This is a genomic window from Chryseobacterium electrogenes, from assembly GCF_053553015.1.
On sequence record NZ_JBNPPB010000002.1, the window covers coordinates 768969 to 786672 of the forward strand.

Annotated in this window: 15 protein-coding genes; 6 read left to right on the top strand and 9 right to left on the bottom strand. The window is 33.1% G+C overall.

Translation table 11 applies throughout. The features are described 5' to 3' along the window. Positions 1 to 207: 207 nt before the first annotated feature. The 6 genes from ACQQ6V_RS03525 to ACQQ6V_RS03550 all read right to left on the bottom strand — a co-directional run bounded on the left by ACQQ6V_RS03525 (position 208) and on the right by ACQQ6V_RS03550 (position 7866). The gene (locus ACQQ6V_RS03525; protein WP_448844174.1) at positions 208 to 849 is read right to left on the bottom strand and encodes a hypothetical protein; all 642 of its coding nucleotides are present in this window, start codon (positions 847 to 849) and stop codon (positions 208 to 210) included. A gap of 220 nt (positions 850 to 1069) precedes the next feature. Further along, entirely contained in the window at positions 1070 to 1576 is a 507-nt protein-coding gene (locus ACQQ6V_RS03530; RefSeq protein WP_448844175.1) for a MepB family protein, read from the bottom strand. 240 nt (positions 1577 to 1816) lie between these two features. Then, positions 1817 to 2623 carry a DNA alkylation repair protein gene (locus ACQQ6V_RS03535; protein WP_448844176.1) on the bottom strand — a complete coding sequence of 269 codons (807 nt, stop codon included), beginning with the start codon at positions 2621 to 2623 and terminating at the stop codon, positions 1817 to 1819. Then, entirely contained in the window at positions 2624 to 3079 is a 456-nt protein-coding gene (locus tag ACQQ6V_RS03540) for a methylglyoxal synthase (protein ID WP_448844177.1), read from the bottom strand. A 26-nt stretch (positions 3080 to 3105) separates the two neighbouring features. Next, positions 3106 to 5508, bottom strand: coding sequence for a hypothetical protein (locus ACQQ6V_RS03545; RefSeq protein WP_448844178.1), 2403 nt, complete (start codon positions 5506 to 5508; stop codon positions 3106 to 3108). 138 nt (positions 5509 to 5646) lie between these two features. Continuing rightward, positions 5647 to 7866, bottom strand: coding sequence for an NADP-dependent isocitrate dehydrogenase (locus tag ACQQ6V_RS03550; RefSeq protein WP_448844179.1), 2220 nt, complete (start codon positions 7864 to 7866; stop codon positions 5647 to 5649). 182 nt (positions 7867 to 8048) lie between these two features. On the opposite strand from ACQQ6V_RS03550, the gene tpx reads away from it, so the two are divergent. Beyond that, positions 8049 to 8546: a thiol peroxidase gene (gene tpx, locus ACQQ6V_RS03555; RefSeq protein WP_448844180.1), complete on the top strand. Its 498-nt coding sequence runs from the start codon at positions 8049 to 8051 to the stop codon at positions 8544 to 8546. A 51-nt stretch (positions 8547 to 8597) separates the two neighbouring features. Here the strand turns inward: tpx and ACQQ6V_RS03560 are convergent, their stop codons facing one another. After that, positions 8598 to 9071 carry an Lrp/AsnC family transcriptional regulator gene (locus ACQQ6V_RS03560; RefSeq protein ID WP_448844181.1) on the bottom strand — a complete coding sequence of 158 codons (474 nt, stop codon included), beginning with the start codon at positions 9069 to 9071 and terminating at the stop codon, positions 8598 to 8600. A 98-nt stretch (positions 9072 to 9169) separates the two neighbouring features. On the opposite strand from ACQQ6V_RS03560, the gene ACQQ6V_RS03565 reads away from it, so the two are divergent. Continuing rightward, entirely contained in the window at positions 9170 to 10066 is an 897-nt protein-coding gene (locus ACQQ6V_RS03565) for a DMT family transporter (protein WP_448844182.1), read from the top strand. 53 nt (positions 10067 to 10119) lie between these two features. Here ACQQ6V_RS03565 and tatC read toward each other — a convergent pair whose 3' ends face one another. Both tatC and ACQQ6V_RS03575 read right to left on the bottom strand, forming a co-directional pair. Beyond that, positions 10120 to 10950, bottom strand: coding sequence for a twin-arginine translocase subunit TatC (tatC, locus tag ACQQ6V_RS03570; RefSeq protein ID WP_448844183.1), 831 nt, complete (start codon positions 10948 to 10950; stop codon positions 10120 to 10122). A gap of 84 nt (positions 10951 to 11034) precedes the next feature. Next, positions 11035 to 11985, bottom strand: coding sequence for a KpsF/GutQ family sugar-phosphate isomerase (locus ACQQ6V_RS03575; RefSeq protein ID WP_448844184.1), 951 nt, complete (start codon positions 11983 to 11985; stop codon positions 11035 to 11037). Between the two features lie 241 nt (positions 11986 to 12226). Between ACQQ6V_RS03575 and recQ the strand changes: the two genes are divergently transcribed. From recQ to lpdA, 4 genes are all read left to right on the top strand, one after another. Then, positions 12227 to 14431, top strand: a complete 2205-nt coding sequence (gene recQ / locus ACQQ6V_RS03580) for a DNA helicase RecQ (protein WP_448844185.1) — start codon at positions 12227 to 12229, stop codon at positions 14429 to 14431. A gap of 130 nt (positions 14432 to 14561) precedes the next feature. Beyond that, positions 14562 to 15644 carry a glycosyltransferase gene (locus tag ACQQ6V_RS03585; RefSeq protein ID WP_448844186.1) on the top strand — a complete coding sequence of 361 codons (1083 nt, stop codon included), beginning with the start codon at positions 14562 to 14564 and terminating at the stop codon, positions 15642 to 15644. A gap of 67 nt (positions 15645 to 15711) precedes the next feature. After that, on the top strand, positions 15712 to 16062 hold the full coding sequence (locus ACQQ6V_RS03590; protein WP_448844187.1) for a hypothetical protein: 351 nt from the start codon (positions 15712 to 15714) through the stop codon (positions 16060 to 16062). Between the two features lie 227 nt (positions 16063 to 16289). Continuing rightward, positions 16290 to 17693, top strand: coding sequence for a dihydrolipoyl dehydrogenase (gene lpdA / locus ACQQ6V_RS03595; RefSeq protein ID WP_448844188.1), 1404 nt, complete (start codon positions 16290 to 16292; stop codon positions 17691 to 17693). Positions 17694 to 17704: the final 11 nt, after the last annotated feature.

A 17704-nucleotide genomic window follows, 5' to 3' on the forward strand; every position in this document is an offset into this window, starting at 1 on the left:
ATCCGTATAGTTTTTTTAATGGTGCTTTTGTTTTACTTGCATCGTTAAGCCAATTTCTAACGCAAGTGCAGGCTTACTAAGGACTAAAAGTTCAATGAAAAGTCAAACTTAGCCAATGCTTTGTATTGCAAACTAATTTACAAAAAATCTTGGAACTAAAAGCCTGATAAATGCGGCGTGTTACGGTAAAATCGGCATTATCTGAAGTTACTTATTTTGACCGGATTTTGGAATTTTTAATGATTCAAAATTTGCTAATTCATAAGAATTTTTATCATTACAAATTGTTTTTCCATTTTCATCTTTTTTTGCATCATACCTCCAAATATTTGTGGAATAGAATTTTAGAGGTATAACTCTTGAAAATTGTGAATTAAGATCTGGAATATTTTCAAAATTATTTTTTAAATTTCCATAGCAGATGATAAAGTCATTAATCTTATAATTATTTGAAATAGAATCTAATTTTGATTGATAGGAAAGCGGATATTTTTTGGTGAAGTAAAATTCACCTTCTCCTTTTTCTGATAAAAATATTTTTTCATCTTGAATACTAAAATCTTCTATAAAATCCCAATATTTATGATCTACGGTAATTGTAAATTTTAAAGAATCTGCAACGTTTTCAGTTTTTACATTCTTAATAATTCCTGTCCAGTTTAACAACTTATTTTTATTGATTCCGTTTTTAAAATTCTTTGCATCATTGGGAAGAAAACATCTTGTCGATTGCGTAAAATATGTTTGTTCTATATTTGTAGGTTTATAAATTCTTGAACCAGAAGTCATTGGACAAGCATATAATATAAGTAAAACTGGTGACAAAAAAACTAATTTAATATATTTCATATTTTGGAATATGTTTGTAATGTAATTATATCTAACGTAAAAAAAAACTTGACCAATTGCGGATTTTCCAAGGACTAAAAGTTCTGGAAATACCAATCGAAGCCAATGCTTTTTTATTGGAAACTAAATTATTGAAAAATCTTGGAATTAAAAGCACTAAGTGGGTTGAAAAGTAGAGTTCTTAATTCGGGTCAATCATCTGTGTTGTGCAGAAACTAGGTTAGATGTAGTGCGATTTTATTATTTCTGTTATACGTTTGCAATTTTCGTTATTTTCTTGAGTAAAGTCTAAAAAATATCGAGTTTGCCAAGTTTGAGTTTTTTCAGCTTGTTTATTTTCCGTTTTTGTCCAGTTTGGATATACTCTAAAACCTCGCTTTCCTTCTTTTGAATTTGTTGTTAGAATTTGTCTTTTTATTAATTCACTTTTGGGAAATAAGAAGAATCCATAATTTCCGTTTTCTTTTGTTACTATGATATAAAAATCATAATTATCAAATTCATTAAACGGTTCGGTTTCATTTTTTGAATTTCGTTTCCATAAAGTAACAAATTGACCAACTTTTTTAGGTGTAATTTTGGCTTTTCTAAATGTGTAATTTAGTTGTTCCATTTGAAAATTACATCCAAAATATTCTTTCGATTCTTCATCTTTAATTAGATTTGAAATTCGTGATAGAGTAGTTCCAGAAAGTAGCTTTTCGATTTTCTTTAATTCGTTATTCATATTTTTTTTCTTACGATTACAAATAAGCATAAAAATATACTAAATGCGAAGCCTAATTTTATGTATGTTTCATTAGGAATATTATGAGAGGATGCTAAGAGTGTTATCAAAAAAAAAGCAAAGTCCAATTAATATTATAATTAGGATAATTGTAAGTGAAATTTTCAAAATATTATTTTACGTAGGTTTTCTGTATGCATTACAGCTAACATCATCGTTGAAGTAAAACTCAATGCTTTTTTATTGTTTATCAATCGTGCGCAGGGCTTTTTTGATGATGTAGGCTGTTTCTTTGGTTGGGCTCTCTTTATTCCACTTTTCGCAAATATTCTTAACGAATTCTGCTTGTGTTTTACTCGCATCATTCAGCCAATTGCCAACACTATCTTGGACGTATTTTGCTTTGTCTGATTTTAAAGGTTCTAATATGGTTAAGCCTAATTCTGGGTTTTGTTTTAATTCTTCAATATGCTCACACCAGACACCTCTAGGTCGTGTTGCTTCACTTGCGAAGCGCCTTACATTCTCATCTTCGTGATTAGTCCAAGTGGATAAAATATCGAGACTTTGGTGCAAATTTTTAGCAATGCTAGGCCTTACGGCTAACCAACATATTTCTCTAACGCCAAAATGAGAGTCTGCGGCAAAAAGCTGAATTCTACTAAGTTTTTCTGAGATATCTAATGTTTCATTTTTGCCGATAGTATAAGTTGCCCAACATCTAATTAAATCCGATGGATGAGTGGAGATAATTGATAATATTTGAGCGTCATTATTTTTTATTGATTGCTCAAAAAGTCCAGTTCCAATGGCTTCATTAATTGTATTGACTGTTTGCTTCTTAAGATTATCAATCGCTGATAAAATTGGTGCTAAATAGATTGCTCTATCTGTTTGCAATAACAAATTTTCTAGTAATAGTCGCTGATCAACCGCCAGCCATTCTACAAGATTGGCAGTTTCAATTAGACCAAGATTCATCTGATCCAAAATATCTTTGGGAATATCTTTTGTAGATTTTGAACCTTTTCGTTTAGTATTAGTCATTTATTTTTTGATAGCCCTATTAAGATAGTTAGAATAGTCAGGATCTTCACTTTCATATATGACATCCATATATTTAGAATTAATCATAAAATCTGCGCTTGCTGCATTGCTAGCTGTAGGGATATTCCAAACGACACAAAGTCTAAGAAAAGCTTTTACATCGCTGTCATGCGGCTGAGATTCCATAGGATCCCAAAAGAATACCACCATATTGATCTTACCTTCTGCAATCATAGCGCCTAATTGTTGATCGCCACCTAATGGACCGCTTAACACACGATGTACAGGGACTTGTAATTCTTCGGAAATTAATTTTCCTGTTGTACCTGTCGCAACTAAGTGATGATTAATAAGGATGTTTTTATGTTTTTTGACCCAAGTTAGTAGTTCATCTTTTTTGTAATCATGGGCAACTAATGCAATGGTTTTTTCTTGTGGTATTATTTTTTTTGTCATGTCTAATTATATGTCTATTCTCGAAATTAAGGTGTTATAAAATCTTCTAAAAATAAGATTTCAGAATTTTTATCAATGCTTATAATGGTTGTTTTATATTTTTTTGCACTATCATTATTATAGAAATTAATATCTATAGGTTGATTAGTTTCTGCAGAGAGAGAAGGGCTCCAGAATAATACTTTTCTGTTATCTCGAGAGATGTTTTTTTGAGCTTCTTTACTGTAATCTGCTGCAAAATAGTCTGATTCTATGCTGTAACCTGTTAGGATAACTTTGTTATTAGCAGCAATGGTTGCAGAATTATCATTTTTGGATTTCATATTACCTTTTCTGGTGTAGATTGCTACGGCATCACCAATGAGTCCAGCTCCTTTTAAAATTTTCACCATAGCAATATCAGAAATTACAATTGCAGATATAGCACTAGCATCTGTTTGCATTTCGTTAAGATAAATCTTGGCAGGAGAGTTTCTTATATAAGGGACATTAAAGCCTGATTGGTCACGCTGAAATGTTAATCCAGCTGCACGGCCTTGCAACCATTCAAAAATATCTGAAGAGGAGTTTGCATTTTGGTTCTCATTGACAAAATCAAAAACGGTAGAGTTAATAGTGGTAAACATTCCCGTTGATAGTTCTCTGTCTAATTGCGCAGTAGCATCTCTTTTCTTTGCTTTAATTTTAACTTCATCAATTAATATTGATCCGTCATTAATTTCTTTTTGAGCTTTTTGATTATCAATTGCTTTAACGATTTCTGCAGGAACTTCCGCACCAGAAGGTCTTGTTACTAATTGGTAATTAGTTTTTGGTAAAGCTTTATTGTAAAGAACTGGTGTTACGATGGGTTGAAAAGTTATATTAAGATTGTCCGCTGTAGCGCCCTTTCCATCGTTAAGGAAATAAGAAATACCCAATATTTTTTCAAAATAAAGATTGTCGATATAGATGTTACCTTCGTTGTCAGATAGATATTGAGAAGTTACATTTTGGTTGTCCTCATAGGTCATTACAAGGTTAACAAAGGTATTAGGAAGTGGGCGACTATTAATATTTAGTCTTCCTTTAAAGGAAAGGTAATTCTGTGGTACATACTTTATCACTGGAGCATAACCTATCATTAGAGAATTCCAGTCGAAGCGTTGCCACTTTTCAGAAATCAATAAAGCATCTAGAGCGTTAGTATTAGCATTTTTAGAAAAATATTGAGATGGTGCATATATTTTTGAAGGAAAATCTCCTGTGAGCCATAATGTACTTAAGAGATTATTTTCATCTTTTTGATTGGTATCGCTTTCATCCTGTATCAAGACGGTGTATCTTGAAAAAGTAGATTTGTTTTCAATTTCAAAATTATTTTTAGCTCTTGGACTAGAATTAAAAGATTGATTTTGAAGTGTAGGTTTTACAAAACTAAGCTTATCAGGATTTACAAAAACCAATCTCTGTGCTACAAGGTTGTAACTTTCGTCCAAAATAGCTAATTGCAAAATTCCATTTTTTCCTTCAAAAATAGCTGACGGAATGCTACTTGAAATTTCTGAAGATGTATTTTTAATATTCGCTTTATAAGCCAAATGATTATTAATGGTACCTACAATTTTGTAATTCTGTAAACCTTGAGGGAGGTTAGCACTTTTAAGAATGTATTTTATGCCATCTTTATTATTCTCTACACGCAAATTAATACCTTTTTCTGTAACAATTGGCAAATCCAAAGTCTGTTGATTAGATTTTTTATCTTCGACAATAACTTTATAATTCGCACCTAATTTGGGAGTCAAATTGAATGTCGCAACATTTTGGTCTAAGTTTTTAAAACTCGCTAGTTTATCTTTGGGATGATCTGCATCTATAACATAGCCGCTCCAATCAGATGGTAGTACTCCAGCTGAAGATAATCGGACAGAAAATTTTGAAGATAATCCATTAACAAAAGTTCCTCCTTCGGGAGATGCATTAGCAATCCATTGTGTATTGGCACTGCGTTCTAACTTCTGTGGAGAAGATGGATTATATACGGTAATAGGCTTCATCAACTGGAAATCCTCACTAAAGTTAGCCATCCAAGGTGTATAAGCTCTTATAAAATATGCATTTTCTTTAGCGTCATCTTTTAAAGTAAAATTACCACTGGCTTCTCCATTAACAAGCAAAAGGGTTTTAGAACCTATTAATTTTTTGTCGTTGTCATATAATTCTACAAATAATGTTGAAGATATCGAGGTAAGATCATAACCTTCAAATACAAAGGTTTTAAACCAAATATTATCGCCTGCCACATACTGTTCTTTATCCGTAAGGATGTATATTTTTTCTTGAGCATAATTTTTTTCAAGATTTTGAATGGCTCTGTCTAATTTGTCCTGTGCAGATACTTGTAAACCGAATGCTATAAGAAGAAATACTATAGTTTTTTTGCTCATAATTTTAGTTGTGATTAAGATACCCAATTTAATTATTTTTAAAGGGAATGGCAATGATTTTAGATTATTTTAACTAAAAAAAAGCCTCAATACTAAAATTAGATTGAGGCTTGATATTATTAATCTTATTTGTTGAGATTATATCCCGTCTATAATTTCATTAAGAACGGTACTTGGTCTCATGGCTGCATAAGTTTTGTAAGTGTCAGGTCTATAATAACCATCAATATTTTGAGGTTTTCCTTGTACATCAATTAACTCTGCGTTAATCACTTCTTCGTTTTCTTGTAACGCTTGTGCGATTGGAGAGAATTGTTTAGCTAGTTCTGTATCTTTTGTTTGTTTAGCCAAAGCTTCAGCCCAATACATTGCTAGGTAAAAATGAGAACCTCTGTTGTCAATTGTTCCTAACTTTCTACCTGGAGATTTGTCTGTTGCTAAGAATTTAGCATTCGCTTCATCCAAAGCATCGGCTAACACTTGAGATTTAGTATTATTTTGAGTTTGAGCCAGATGTTCTAAAGATGCTTGAAGAGCTAAAAATTCTCCTAAAGAATCCCATCTTAAGTAACCTTCTTCTATAAATTGTTCAACGTGTTTTGGGGCAGAACCTCCAGCACCAGTTTCGAATAAGCCACCACCATTCATCAACGGAACGATAGAAAGCATTTTAGCAGAAGTTCCTAATTCTAAAATTGGGAAAAGATCTGTTAAATAATCTCTCAGTACGTTACCAGAAACCGAAATGGTATCTTTTCCTTCTCTAGCTCTGATTAACGTTTCTGTCATTGCATCTTTAACATCAAGAATCTCGATCACAAGATCTGTAGTGTCATGATCTTGAAGATATTTTTCAACCTTTTTGATCATTTCTCTATCGTGAGCTCTACCTTTATCTAGCCAGAAAATAGCTGGTGTATCGGACAATCTTGCTCTGTTAACTGCTAATTTTACCCAATCTTGAATAGGCGCATCTTTGGTCTGACACATTCTGAAGATATCTCCGTTTTCTACTTTTTGAGAAAGAAGAACATTTCCATTTTCGTCTACAACTTCAATTGTTCCATCTCCAGCAGCTTGGAAGGTTTTGTCGTGAGAACCATATTCTTCAGCTTTCTGAGCCATTAATCCAACGTTAGGCACAGATCCCATAGTTGTAGGGTCTAATTTTCCGTGCGCTTTCATATCATCAATTACAGACTGATAAAAACCAGCGTAAGAACGATCCGGGATAATACAAACTGTATCTTCTTCGTTTCCATCTTTGTTCCACATTTTTCCGCCACCTCTTACCAATGCAGCCATAGATGCGTCTACGATGATGTCAGAAGGAACATGGAAGTTGGTAATACCTTTGTCAGAGTTAACCATTGCAACTCTTGGTCCATTAGCTAGAGCAGTTTCTATATCAGCTTTGATATCGGCTTCTTGCGCATTCCCTTTGATTTTATCAAAAAGATCAGCAAGACCGTTGTTAGGATTAACATCTAAAGATTTGAATGTTTCAGCATATTTAGCAAAAACATCTTTAAAGAACGTTTCTACAATTGCTCCGAAAATAATAGGATCAGAAATCTTCATCATAGTCGCCTTAAGGTGAGCAGATAGAAGAACGTTTCTGTTTTTGGCCTCATCTATTGCTGTCTGTACAAAAGCTCTCAATGCATTAAGATTCATTACAGAAGAGTCGATAACCTCACCTGCTAGAAGAGGTGCGAAATCTTTCAATAAAGATTCTGCGCCATCATTTCCTTTGAAAACGATTTTATATTGTGTAGCATTCTCAAGCGTTGTAGAAGTTTCGGTTCCGTAGAAATCTCCGTGATCCATGTGAGCAACGTCGGTTTTGCTATCAGACGCCCAATTTCCCATTCTGTGAGGATTGGCTTTAGCATAATTTTTAACAGCTTTAGGCGCACGTCTGTCAGAGTTTCCTTCTCTTAATACAGGATTTACAGCACTTCCTAATACTTTAGCATATTTAGCTTTGATTGCTTTCTCGTCGTCATTTTTAGGTTCTGCAGGATAATTAGGAACTGCGAAACCTTTAGCTTGTAATTCTGCAATTGCCGCATCTAATTGTGGTGCAGAAGCAGAGATGTTAGGTAACTTGATGATATTAGCATCTGGCTGAGTCGCTAATTGACCAAGCTCTGTTAATGCATCACCTATTTTTTGATCTTCTTTTAAAAATTCTGGAAAATTAGCCAGAATTCTACCAGAAAGTGAAATGTCTTTTGGTACAATATCAATGTTAGCAACTGACGTAAAGGCTTTTACAATTGGTAAAAATGAATGAGTTGCCAACATTGGCGCTTCATCCGTTAACGTGTAAATAATTTTTGAATGATCTGACATTATATGATTCTTTTTTATTAGAATTGAATGACAAAAATAAGCATAATTATGCGAAATTGAGAATCCTAAAGAATGATTTTGTGCCTAATCTTAAGGATTAAAGTTAAATTTTCTTAAATAATAAATCTTGATTTCTAATATTGAAAACTTAGGCTTAAATTTGATGAACTAAATTTATAAAAATGGCAGATATTACCTTTAAAGGAAATCCAATTCATACAGTAGGACAGTTACCAGAAGTTGGTACTGAGGCTAAAGATTTTACTTTGGTTGCTTCTGATTTATCAGAGAAAAAATTATCAGATTATCAAGGGAAAAAAGTAGTTTTAAATATTTTCCCAAGCATTGATACAGGTGTTTGTGCTGCATCAGCAAGACAGTTTAACAAAGAGGCTAGTTCTTTAGAAAATACTGTTGTTATTAACGTGTCCAAAGATTTGCCTTTTGCACTTAATCGTTTTTGCGCGGCAGAAGGTCTTAATAATGTAGAGGTTTTATCAGACTTCCGTGGTAGATTTGGTGAAGATTATGGAGTAACTTTGCTGGATTCTCCACTTCATGGTTTATTAAGTAGAGCAGTGGTTGTCCTTGACGAAAACGGAAAAGTTGTGTACACAGAACAAGTGTCAGAAATAGGACAAGAACCTAATTATGATAACGCAATTAATGCGGTGAAATAATAAGAAATTAAATTATTTTTTTTGAGTGAAGTATCGATGATGCTTCACTTTTTATTTTTCTAAAGGTAAAGGCAGCTCCATGCTAAGCTTTACAATGTCTAGTGTTACAAATGTTTTAAACTGTTTCATATTTTTATTATTAAAGAAAATTTTACGGGTTAATTTCTCGTATTCATGCATGGATGGTACGATTATAATCAGCATAAAATCAGCATTTCCTGTTACGTAATAACACTGTTGTACTTCTGGAGTATTGAGGAAGATTTCTTTAGCTTCGTCTATTAACGCTATTTTTTCTGTATTAAGTTCTACTTCTACAAAAAGAGTAATGAGATTCCCTAATTTTTCGCGGTTAATAATAGCAATATCTGATTGAATGATATTAAGTTCTCGCATTTTTTTGATCCTTCTTTGTACTGCTGCTGCTGATAAACCAATGGTTTCGCCGATGTTACGTTGTGGTGTAAGATTATCTTCTTGTAAGATTTGTAGAATTTTCAAATCAAATTGATCTAGTTCTTTCATTCTTTTATTAATTAATATGAAACAAAATTGCATTTATTAGCCCAAATTTAATGAAAAAGCCAATGTATAATGAGATATTTTTGCAAAAAAAATATTCCATGAACATTCAAAATAATCAATTGACAAGAGGTTTTGTTTTAGCAATTTTAGCAGCATTACTATGGGGATTGTCTGGTACATTTGCACAATTCTTATTTCAACAGCGTGGAGTTAATGTAGAGTGGATGATTACAGTAAGAATGCTTTGTTCTGGTATTATTTTGTTAGTTTTTCCTTTGGTTAAAGGTAATAAAGATCTTTTTGGTATTTGGAAAAATAGAAAAGATATTGTAGAGTTGGTGCTTTTTAGCTTAATAGGAATGTTAACGGTGCAGTATACTTATTTTGCCACAATCAAATATTCTAATGCTGCAACAGCAACGGTTTTACAGTATTTAGGACCTGTAATTATTGCGATTTTTCTAAGTATTAAAAGCAGGAAATCGCCGGATATTTGGCAAATAATTTCAATTGTGTTAGCCGTTGTTGGGACGTTTCTGTTGGTGACGCATGGTAATATTAATTCTTTGAATATCTCAAAGCAAGCTTTGTATATGGGGATTGCTTCGGCTTTTAGTCTAGCAATTTACACACTTCAACCAATGGCATTACTTCGTAAATATAATTCTTCTGTTGTGATTGGTTGGGCGATGGTTCTGGGAGGCTTGGCATTTTCTTTTGTAAAATCTCCTTTTTCTGTAGAAGGAGTTTGGGACTTTAGCGCCTATATTTCTGCAGGATTTATAATCGTTTTTGGGACATTAGTAGCATTTTATGCTTATCTGACAGCGGCTCAGATTATTGGAGGACAAAAGACGAGTTTGTTAGCTTCTGCAGAACCATTATCTGCAACAATTGTTGCTGTGCTTTGGCTTAATGTTCCGTTCTTATTAATGGATTGGATTGGAAGTGCTTTTATCGTGTCTACAATTGTTCTGCTAGGTATAAAAAAGTAATACTATTTAAGTTTAGATAAAAAAAAGACTATCAAATTGATAGTCTTTTTGCTTTATGATGTTTTAGTAATTTCGGTAGATTTATTTTGTTTTTCTATTTTTCTATAAACGTATCCTGACATAAGTACACTTACTTCATATAGTAATAAAAGTGGCAATGCCGCAGCCATCATGCTTAATACGTCTGCTGGTGTAATAATCGCTGCAACAACCATTATTAGTACAATCGCATGACGACGGTAGGTTTTAAGGAATTTAGGCGTTAATATGCCGATAGATGTTAATACATAGACAATAACAGGGAATAAAAATACAACCCCCATCCCTAATACGACTTGTAAAAATAATGTAGTGTAATCACTAAGATCAAATAATTGTACAATATTATCGGAAACCGAAAATAATAATCCAAAATTAATGGCTAATGGTAAGATTAAATAATAACCACACAACACGCCAGCCATAAATAAAATCCAAATAGCATTAATATAAAATAATGAATTTTTCTTTTCTTTTGCCATTAAGGCAGGGCTTATAAATCGCCATATTTCCCAGATAATATAAGGGAAAGCCAATATAATTCCACCAAAAATAGAAACAGCCATCATGACATTAAACTGCTGAAACAATTGCTTCTGTTGGATTTTAAAAGTATCAGGCAGTACGATGCTGTCGTGATCGGTAAACATTCTTGAGAAATAATTAATAATTCTGAATGTAGGGAAGTTATTATTAGTAGGACCAAAGAAAACGTGATCCATAATCCAATTGACATTAAAGCCAACAATTAGTGCGCCAACAACGATAGCCAAAATAGCGCGTACAAGATGCGCTCTTAATTCTCCAATGTGTCCAAGGAAGGACATTTCTTTTTCTTCAGACATTATGTATTACTTCAGGTTCAGGATAATTTGCGAAGTTAATCAATTCAGAAAAATAAATCTTTAATTATGTGATAAATCATAAGCTTAATTAATACCTTCGTCTAGAAGTGTATGCAGATCTATGATCCCATAGTATTTTTCTTTATCCGTGACGATTAATTGCCCAATATTGTTTTGTTTCAGGATTAGCAAGGCATCTTTAGCCAATTGATATTTATCAATACTTTTAGGGTTTTTGCTCATAATGTCTTTAGCAATAACTTTAGAAACATCGTCTTGATTAAGAAGCATTCTTCTAAGATCACCATCAGTAATTACACCTAATATAGTGTCATTCTCTACGACCGTAGTAATACCGTGTTTAGACGCGCTTATTGAGATAATAATTTCTCTGATATTAGCATTTTCTGTAACTTCGGGTTTGTGTTGAGAGACAAATTGACTTACTTTGGCAGTAAGATTCTTGCCAAGACTTCCACCAGGATGAAATTTTGCAAAATCCGTATCTTTAAAATCTTTAAGTTCCATAAGACAAACCGCTAAAGCATCACCTAGAGCCATTTGTATAGTTGTAGAACTTGTTGGAGCTAATCTGTTAGGGCAGGCTTCTTTGTCTATGTGAGTATTAAGAATAATATCAGACACTTCAGCTAATTTACTGTTTGGGTTACCTGTCATTCCTATTAATGTAGCCGAATAATCTTTAAGAAACGGAAGGAGATTAACAATTTCTGATGAGTTACCAGAGTAAGAAATACATAAGACAATATCTTGCTTTTGGATCACGCCAAGATCTCCATGGATAGCTTCTGCAGCATGCAAAAACTGAGAAGGTGTACCTGTAGAGTTAAGGGTCGCAACAATTTTGTTAGCGACGTGTGCAGATTTTCCTATGCCTACAATAATTAATTTTCCTTTTGCATTATTGATAATTTTTACGGCATTTTCAAAGTTTTCGTCTAAGCGATCTCGTAAAGACTCTAGTTCTGATATTTCTATGGATAAAGTTTTTTTAGCTAAAGAAAGGATGTTCATAATTTTAAATTGATGCTTAGTATTAAAAATTTTCAAATAAACTTTTTATTTCTTAAATTGAGCCGTTAATTGACTCTTAACCAAAATTGGATAGCAAAATTCAATTTTAAAAGAATTTTGTGATAATAACAATATGTTACTTGTCTATTAACATCAATACTATTGATTAGAAAAGATTTCTTATTATTGATATTATTGTTTAACTTTGATTGGATGCAAATTTAGCAAACTAAATTATAGGATGGATACAAAAAGCCTCAACTTATCTGCAGAACTAAAAAAATACTTTGGTTTCTCAAAATTTAAAGGGCAACAAGAACTAATTATAAAAACATTGTTATCAGGGCAAGATGTTTTTGTATTAATGCCAACAGGTGGTGGGAAATCGTTGTGTTATCAACTTCCAGCACTTATTTCTGAGGGGACAGCCATTGTTGTTTCTCCTCTAATTGCTTTGATGAAAAATCAAGTAGATGCAGTTAATGGTCTTTCTGACAAAAATGGCGTTGCACACGTGCTTAATTCTTCACTTAATAAAGCTCAGGTAAAACAAGTTTTTGATGATATAAAAAGCGGTGTTACCAAGTTGTTATATGTAGCACCAGAATCATTAATTAAGGAAGATTACGTTGAGTTTTTAAAAGAGGTGAAGATATCTTTTGTAGCCATCGATGAAGCACACTGTATTTCAGAATGGGGACATGATTTTCGTCCAGAGTATCGTAATCTAAAAGGGATCATAGATAAAATTGCTCAAGTACCAGTTATTGCATTAACAGCTACGGCAACGCCCAAAGTACAAGATGATATCCAAAAAACTTTGGGGATGAACAACGCTTTGGTTTTTAAAGAAAGCTTTAACAGAGCTAATTTATTTTACGAAATAAGACCTAAGGTTAACGTTGATAAAGAAATTGTAAAATTTATCAATCAACGAAAAGGAAAATCAGGTATTGTCTATTGTCTAAGTCGAAGAAAAGTCGAAGAGTTTGCGCAACTTCTTCAGGTTAATGGGATTAATGCCTTGCCGTATCATGCAGGATTAGACCAAAAAACAAGAATGGCTAATCAGGACAAATTCTTGATGGAAGAAGTAGATGTTATTGTTGCAACTATTGCCTTCGGGATGGGGATTGATAAGCCAGACGTAAGATTTGTAATTCATTATGATATTCCAAAATCATTAGAAAGTTACTACCAAGAGACGGGTAGAGCAGGACGTGATGGAGGAGAAGGTTATTGCCTAGCATTTTATGATCCTAAAGATATTGAGAAACTTGAAAAATTCTTAGCTCAAAAACCTGTGTCTGAAAGAGAAATAGGTTTGCAATTGCTTAATGAAGTCGTAGGCTATGTAGAAACTTCTATGAGTAGACGCCAATATTTATTATACTATTTCGGAGAGCAATTTGATCCCGAGAATGGAGAAGGCGCCAAGATGTGCGATAACTCTACCAACCCTCCTAAGCTTAAAGAAGCATCAGATGATCTTAAGAAAGTTTTAGAATTAATTAAGTTTTTGGGAGAGAAATTTAAGACCAAAGATTTAATATCTATTATAGCTGGCAAAGAAACGGCAGTAACTAAGTCTTATAAATTAGAGCAATCTAAATATTTCGGTTTTGGGAAGTCAGAAAGCGATAACTATTGGAAATCTATCATAAGACAAGCCACCGTACAAGATTATCTCAAAAAAGATATAGAAACTTATGGCGTACTAAAATTCTCCCAAAAAGGATTAGATTTATTAGAAGGGAAGAATAAAGTCAATTTCTTTATCGCAGAAGATAGAGAGTACGACTTAGCACAGACCAAAGCAGAAAGTGACCAAGTACAGGTGCAATCTGGAGGAAGTCTAGATCAGGTTTTGTTCGGGCAGCTTAAAGAATTAAGAAAGAAAATTGCTCAGAAGTTGGGCATTCCGCCGTACACTGTTTTTATGGATCCAAGTTTGGAAGATATGACGGTACAATATCCAATTACACTAGACGAGATTGCAAAAGTCTATGGCGTTGGAGAAGGTAAAGCCAAAAAATATGGTAAAGACTTTGCAGATTTTATTAAAAAATATGTTGATGATAATGGCATAGAAAGAACTCAAGATATGGTCTTGAAGCAAGTCGCTAACAAATCGAGCCATAAAGTTTTTATTATCCAAAGTACTGATAAAAAGATTGACCTAGAAGATATTGCTAGAGCTAAAAATCTTACTATTAATGAGCTTCTCAAAGAAATGGAAGCCATCGTCTATCAAGGTACAAAACTTAATATTAATTATTATATAGAAGAAAACTTTGACGAAGATATCGTTGATGACTTTATGGAGTTCATGAAAGAATCAGAAAGTGATAGCATGAAGGTTCTCCTAAGCGAGTTTGGCGACGATCTAAGTGATGAAGAAGTAAGAATGCTAAGAATAAAATTTATTAGTGACGTTGCTAATTAATTTTTTTTAATTGATATAAAAAAATCCCTTTCTAATTATTTTGGAAAGGGATTTTTATGTTTTGTAATAAGTGTATTATATTTTCAACAATAAATATGATAAAATCCGTTTTTTTTATAAATTAGCAGAGATGAAAAAAAAATCGATAATTTTTATACTTCCAGATTTAGAAAGTGGCGGCGCAGAGAGGATTGTCACAACCATTGCCAATCACTTGCCTCGCGAAAAATTTGACCCAAAAATCATGTTGCTTCGTAAAGAAGGCGCTTACCTCAATATCGTAAAAGATGACGTAGAAATTATTGATCTTAAGGTCCAAAGAATTAGGAATTCTCTTTTGCCAATTTTAAAGGAAATTAGACAAAGAAAACCAGATATTGTATTTTCTGGATTTGGAGAAGTTAACGCCTACTTATCGATTTTTATTCGCCTATTTCCGAAAACTAAATTCATCGCTCGCGAGACTAACGTAGTTTCTCAGCATGTCACGAGAAAGGAAATTAGATTCTTCTATAAATTCTATAAAAATTATCACAAAATTATCTGCCAAAGCGATGATATGCTACATGATTTGGTTGATAATTTTAAACTAAATACTCAACAATTAATCAAAATAAATAATCCTGTTGATTTTGATTTCATCAATGAAAAGTTGGCTGTTTCTACACGACCAGAAAGTTTTAGCTATGATAAAAAAAATATTGTTGCCATTGGTAATCTATCTTCCAGAAAAGGATTTGATAATTTGTTAAAGGTTTTTTATCATCTTAAAACAGCCAATGTTCATCTTCATATTTTGGGCGACGGACGAGATAAAGAATTGTTGAATGAAATTAAACATGATTTAGACCTTAACAATGTTACGTTTTATGGACGGCAAGACAATCCTTATCAGTTTTTGAAATTTGCAGATTTGTTCATTTTATCCTCTCGTTATGAAGGTTTTCCTAATGTTTTGTTAGAAGCAGGAGCGTGCGGAGTCTATGCCTTAGCCAATAACTGCCCAGGTGGGATTAATGAGATTATAAAAGATCATGTTAATGGAGAAATTTCTGATATAGAACATCATAAAGCTTTTTCTGAAGAAATATTGAGAATTGTACATCAGGATCATCCCAAAGAAGCGATTGTAGAATCTATTAAATCAAGATTTTCTAAGGATATTATTTTGGATAAATATGAAAATGTTTTAATGGATATTATGAAGAAGTAATTGGAGGATTTGCGTTTTGGATTCTTATTTTCTTACATTTGAACTTTATTAAAATCAATAATAATAGATGAATAAAATTCCCCAAATTGGATGCGCTTGTGAAAAACCGACTCTTAGCTACACAGAATTCAGAAGTTCTGAGTTAGGCATAGATCATACCAACGGAAGAGATGCAGAAGTAACAATCCAGCAGTGCAAATTTTGCCAGAGAATATGGATTCATTATTTTGTTGAATTTGAAAGTTTCCCCAATTCAGGAAGATGGTACAAAGGGATTGTTTCTAAAAAAGATAGAGCACGAATAACACCAGAAAATGCAATCGAATTTTTGGAAAGCCTTCAATGGTATGTCTATGGAGGTCTTTATTTTGAAAGTTCGGCGAAACTTGGTAAAGGGAAAATCAATTTTGATTTGTGATACTTTTGTAAGTGTAAGGAACTTTTCTAATGCTTATTTTTAGGATTAAAATATATTGAGTGAGTGGAAAAGTAAAGTAAGATCAGTCATTTTATTGTTTTTAAGGTTTAATCATAAACTTTATACGTCTAATATGAAATTTGATAAATCTCACTTTCTCACTTAGTAATTAATCGTTAAATTTGTAGGAATTAAAGAGATAATAATTAACAAATTAATATAATAACATGAGTCAATTCGATGTTACCGTAATAGGTTCAGGTCCAGGCGGATATGTTGCTGCAATTAGAGCGGCGCAATTAGGTTTCAAAACTGCAATTATTGAGAAATATCCTACTTTGGGCGGTACTTGCCTTAACGTAGGTTGTATTCCGTCAAAAGCTTTATTGGACAGCTCTGAGCATTTTGAACAAGCGAAACACGATTTTGCAAACCACGGCATTATCATTAATGAGCCACAAGCGGATATCGCAAGAATGATCGCTCGTAAAAACGAAGTTGTAGAGATGACCACCAAAGGAATTAATTTCCTAATGGACAAAAATAAAATTACCGTTTTTGAAGGTGTTGGAAGTTTTGAATCTGCTACACAAATTAAAGTAACTAAGAATGATGGTTCTTCAGAAACAATCGATTCTAAATATACCATTATCGCAACGGGATCTAAGCCATCTAGTTTGCCATTTATCACTTTAGATAAAGAAAGAGTAATTACATCTACAGAAGCACTTAACCTTAAAGAAATCCCAAAACATCTTGTTGTTATCGGTGGTGGTGTAATTGGTCTAGAGTTGGGTTCTGTCTATTTAAGATTAGGATCTCAGGTAACTGTGATTGAGTTTATGGATAAGATTATTCCTGGTATGGATGGATCTTTGTCTAAAGAATTACAAAAAGTCTTGAAAAAACAAGGTATGAAATTCATGCTTTCTACTGCTGTTGCTGGTGTAGAAAGAAATGGAGATTCTGTAAAAGTTACGGCTAAAGATAAGAAAGGAGAAGAAGTTGTTGTAGAAGGTGATTATGTATTAGTTTCTGTTGGTAGAAAACCTTATACAGAAGGACTTGGACTAGAGAAAGCTGGTGTAGAATTGGACGAAAGAGGTCGCGTGAAAACTAACGATCACTTACAGACTAATGTTTCTAATATCTACGCAATTGGAGATGTTGTTGCTGGTGCAATGTTAGCGCACAAAGCGGAAGAAGAAGGAACTTTTGTTGCTGAAACTCTAGCAGGTCAGAAACCTCATATCAATTATAACCTGATTCCTGGTGTTGTTTATACATGGCCAGAAGTTGCTGGTGTTGGTAAAACAGAAGAGCAGCTTAAGGAAGAGGGTGTTGCTTATAAAGTTGGTAATTTCCCAATGAGAGCATTAGGAAGAAGCCGAGCTTCTGGTGATACAGATGGTTTTGTAAAGATTATTGCAGACGAGAAAACAGATGAGGTTCTTGGTTTCCATATGATTGGAGCAAGAGCTGCCGATCTAATTGCAGAAGGAGTTACCGCGATGGAATTCCGTGCAAGTGCTGAAGATATTTCTAGAATGTCTCATGCGCACCCAACTTATGCAGAAGCTATTAAAGAAGCTGCTTTGGATGCTACAGGAAAGAGAGCTTTACACATGTAAGGTTTTTGACA

What these genes read in the sequence shown, in the direction of transcription:
- tpx (WP_448844180.1), top strand. Translation starts at nt 8,049, where the DNA reads ATGGCAGATATTACCTTTAAAGGAAATCCAATTCATACAGTAGGACAG.
- tatC (WP_448844183.1), bottom strand. Translation starts at nt 10,950, where the DNA reads ATGTCTGAAGAAAAAGAAATGTCCTTCCTTGGACACATTGGAGAATTA.
- ACQQ6V_RS03545 (WP_448844178.1), bottom strand. Translation starts at nt 5,508, where the DNA reads ATGAGCAAAAAAACTATAGTATTTCTTCTTATAGCATTCGGTTTACAA.
- ACQQ6V_RS03540 (WP_448844177.1), bottom strand. Translation starts at nt 3,079, where the DNA reads ATGACAAAAAAAATAATACCACAAGAAAAAACCATTGCATTAGTTGCC.
- ACQQ6V_RS03565 (WP_448844182.1), top strand. Translation starts at nt 9,170, where the DNA reads ATGAACATTCAAAATAATCAATTGACAAGAGGTTTTGTTTTAGCAATT.
- lpdA (WP_448844188.1), top strand. Translation starts at nt 16,290, where the DNA reads ATGAGTCAATTCGATGTTACCGTAATAGGTTCAGGTCCAGGCGGATAT.
- ACQQ6V_RS03525 (WP_448844174.1), bottom strand. Translation starts at nt 849, where the DNA reads ATGAAATATATTAAATTAGTTTTTTTGTCACCAGTTTTACTTATATTA.
- ACQQ6V_RS03530 (WP_448844175.1), bottom strand. Translation starts at nt 1,576, where the DNA reads ATGAATAACGAATTAAAGAAAATCGAAAAGCTACTTTCTGGAACTACT.
- ACQQ6V_RS03590 (WP_448844187.1), top strand. Translation starts at nt 15,712, where the DNA reads ATGAATAAAATTCCCCAAATTGGATGCGCTTGTGAAAAACCGACTCTT.
- recQ (WP_448844185.1), top strand. Translation starts at nt 12,227, where the DNA reads ATGGATACAAAAAGCCTCAACTTATCTGCAGAACTAAAAAAATACTTT.
- ACQQ6V_RS03535 (WP_448844176.1), bottom strand. Translation starts at nt 2,623, where the DNA reads ATGACTAATACTAAACGAAAAGGTTCAAAATCTACAAAAGATATTCCC.
- ACQQ6V_RS03550 (WP_448844179.1), bottom strand. Translation starts at nt 7,866, where the DNA reads ATGTCAGATCATTCAAAAATTATTTACACGTTAACGGATGAAGCGCCA.
- ACQQ6V_RS03575 (WP_448844184.1), bottom strand. Translation starts at nt 11,985, where the DNA reads ATGAACATCCTTTCTTTAGCTAAAAAAACTTTATCCATAGAAATATCA.
- ACQQ6V_RS03560 (WP_448844181.1), bottom strand. Translation starts at nt 9,071, where the DNA reads ATGAAAGAACTAGATCAATTTGATTTGAAAATTCTACAAATCTTACAA.
- ACQQ6V_RS03585 (WP_448844186.1), top strand. Translation starts at nt 14,562, where the DNA reads ATGAAAAAAAAATCGATAATTTTTATACTTCCAGATTTAGAAAGTGGC.